The following is a 2,565-nucleotide window of genomic DNA, read 5'->3' as shown; positions in this document are numbered from 1 at the left end:
GCACGGTCGGCCAGCCGGTCCCCGGCAGCGCGGTCCGTATCGCCGACGACGGCGAGGTGCTCATCAAGGGCGGCATCGTCTTCGGCACGTACTGGAACGACCAGGCCGCCACCGACGCCGTACTCACCGACGAGTGGTTCGCCACCGGCGACCTGGGATCCCTCGACGAGGACGGCTATCTCACCATCACCGGCCGCAAGAAGGACATCCTCATCACCTCGGGCGGCAAGAACGTTTCCCCAACCGTGTTGGAGGACCGCCTCCGCAGCCGTCCTCCGATCGGTCAGTGCATCGTCGTCGGCGACAACCGACCGTTCGTCGCCGCCCTGGTCACCCTGGACCCCGAGGACGTCGCTCACTGGCTCTACGTCCGCGGAATGCCCGCCGACACACCGTTGTCCGAGCTGGCCTCCGATCCGCGTATGCGCGCCGACGTCCAGAAGGCCGTGGACTTCGCCAACCAGGCGGTCTCCCGTGCCGAATCCATCCGTGAGTTCCGCTTGGTTGAGGGCGAGTTCACCGAGGACAACGGCCTTCTCACCCCGTCCCTGAAAATCAAGCGCCATATGGTGACCGCCGCGTACGCGGACGAGATCGAGGCGTTGTACCGGAGTTGACCCGTTTCCCGTGCAATTACGGGGACAACTGCCAGGTACCGATGCCGAGTCACCGTATGAATATCCGGATCCGGCCCCGCCCGCGCCCCCGCGGCTCCACCATGGACGCAGGAACGGCTGGGGGGAGTCGCATGACAGGTGGTCAACCCGATGGCGTGTCACTCCGCCGCCCCCTGCTGCCGGGTCGCGCACTCGGCAGGGGGTTCGAAAGCGGACGGTGATTCAAACCCGGTGCGCGGCCGGTGTGTCATTACTCCATTGGATGATTTATCGGGTGTGACCTGCGCATTCTTTATGTCATATCAGCTGCTCCACGGGGCCATGTGGATGAAGTTCCGGGGCCAGGGCCCTTCGAAGTGGTGCCGTGTTCGGCGTTGGGGCAATATCGGTTGCGTTCTTCCAAACGGAGAAGGACCGAAACGGAGATATCAATGCGCAAGAGCATGAAGCTGGGCGCCTCGGCCCTCGCTGCGGTGGCCATCGTCGCGGGTTCCGCCTCGGCTGCCAGCGCCTACGGTAGGGACGGCTACGAGGACCAGGGCGGCCCGTACATCTGCGGCAACTCTGCGACCGAGACGAAGGCGGACGGGGACTACGCCAGCGCTCACCAGACGGGTTACGGCCCCGTGACCGCCTGCCAGGTCGGCGACAACCCCATTTTCATCAACAACCAGACCGGTGAGGTCGAGGACGAGAGCTACATCGGTCTCCTGCCGGAGATCCCGCTGGTCCCCTGACGTCGGCCGGGCGAACGGGGGCCCCTGAGTGACGTTGTGACTGCTCCATACCAGTCCGGCGGTCAGGGGCATCCGTTGTCGATTTCCTGGGGAATCGATACCCCATTTGAAAGCGCCTTTCCCTGACGGGCGGATGAGGCAACATCTTTCATCCGCCCAGGGAGAGGCGCTTTCCGCTTGGCCAGGGTGCCGGGCAGCGAAGAATCGCCATGCCGCAGGCGATCGCGCAAGGAGCGCACCATCGGAGGGGAAATGAGTGACACGATCATCCTGCCGCGTTGCCCGGAAACGGGAAAGGCATCGTTCCGGACCGAGGGGGAGGCGCGCGCCTGGCTTATCAGGCAGCCGCTTCTCGAAAGAATTCCGGACCGGATCTATCAGTGCCCCGGATGCCGGTACTGGCATTTCACCGGGTCTCACCATCTGACCAGCCAGAAAATCAAGTCGCGGCGAAACTATGGCAGGCGTGAAGCCACTTCCCGGCGCAGCCGTGGGAAGCGGGGGAGGGACTGACGGGAGGGCCGCAGCCGGTGTGTCGGCGTACCGGCTGAATGGCTGTGGCGTGGGTCGGCCCTGAATCCTTTCTCGATCCCGGGTCGGCTTTTCCTCTTTCTTCGAGCAGGAAGACGACGAGATTGCGACAAAACCTGAGCAGGGGAATGTTCGCGGCGGCCGCCGCGACGAGCGTCCTGTCGCTGTACGGCATCCCGGCGTTCGCGGACTCGCAGTCCGACGTTCCCGCGAACGTCTGCGACAGCCCTATCGACCTGCGTGCCGTGCTCACCCCGTTCCTCGGGGAGTCCTGCGCGAGCGGCACGTACTCGCCCGGGTCGGTCGACGCTCCCCACGGCGCCGGTCAGGTCAAGGGGCGAGGGGAACGGGAGGAGAGAGGGGGGCGCGTAGAGCGCGAGGCGCGGAAGGACCGCAAGGACGACGGCCGTGACCACGGCAGTTGGCACAGCAGCGGGTACAGCGCCGATGTCAAGCAGGGTCGTTACAGCGGCTATCGTCACGACCACCGGTCGAACAGGTCGGGAGGCTACGGCGATGGGTCGGGCTACGGTGACGGGTCCGGATACGGCGACGGGTCGGGTTACGGCGACGGATCGGGCTACGGTGACGGGTCCGGATACGGCGACGGGTCGGGTTACGGCGACAGGCCGCCCACCCAGCCCCCCGCCACACCGCGGGTGAGGCCGCCGGCGTCACCT

The 2,565-nt window shown here is 65.9% G+C and carries 1 protein-coding gene and 2 pseudogenes; all 3 read left to right on the top strand.

The window, feature by feature from the left end:
- Positions 1-617 (top strand): annotated as a pseudogene (locus FNH04_RS44640) (AMP-binding protein); the annotation flags it as partial.
- Positions 618-1,048: 431 nt separating this feature from the next.
- On the top strand, positions 1,049-1,354 hold the full coding sequence (locus tag FNH04_RS44635; protein WP_152791940.1) for a hypothetical protein: 306 nt from the start codon (positions 1,049-1,051) through the stop codon (positions 1,352-1,354).
- A 635-nt stretch (positions 1,355-1,989) separates the two neighbouring features.
- Positions 1,990-2,565, top strand: a pseudogene (locus FNH04_RS47050) (hypothetical protein); the annotation flags it as partial.

Origin of the sequence: Streptomyces phyllanthi, from assembly GCF_009377205.1 — a bacterium.
Classification (GTDB): domain Bacteria; phylum Actinomycetota; class Actinomycetes; order Streptomycetales; family Streptomycetaceae; genus Streptomyces; species Streptomyces phyllanthi.
Note: the sequence above shows the minus strand (reverse complement) of the source record. Positions and strands in the feature narration are given on the sequence as shown.

Bases quoted from the DNA above. Each gene is read 5' to 3' on its own strand.
- FNH04_RS44635 (WP_152791940.1), top strand. From the start codon at position 1,049: ATGCGCAAGAGCATGAAGCTGGGCGCCTCGGCCCTCGCTGCGGTGGCC.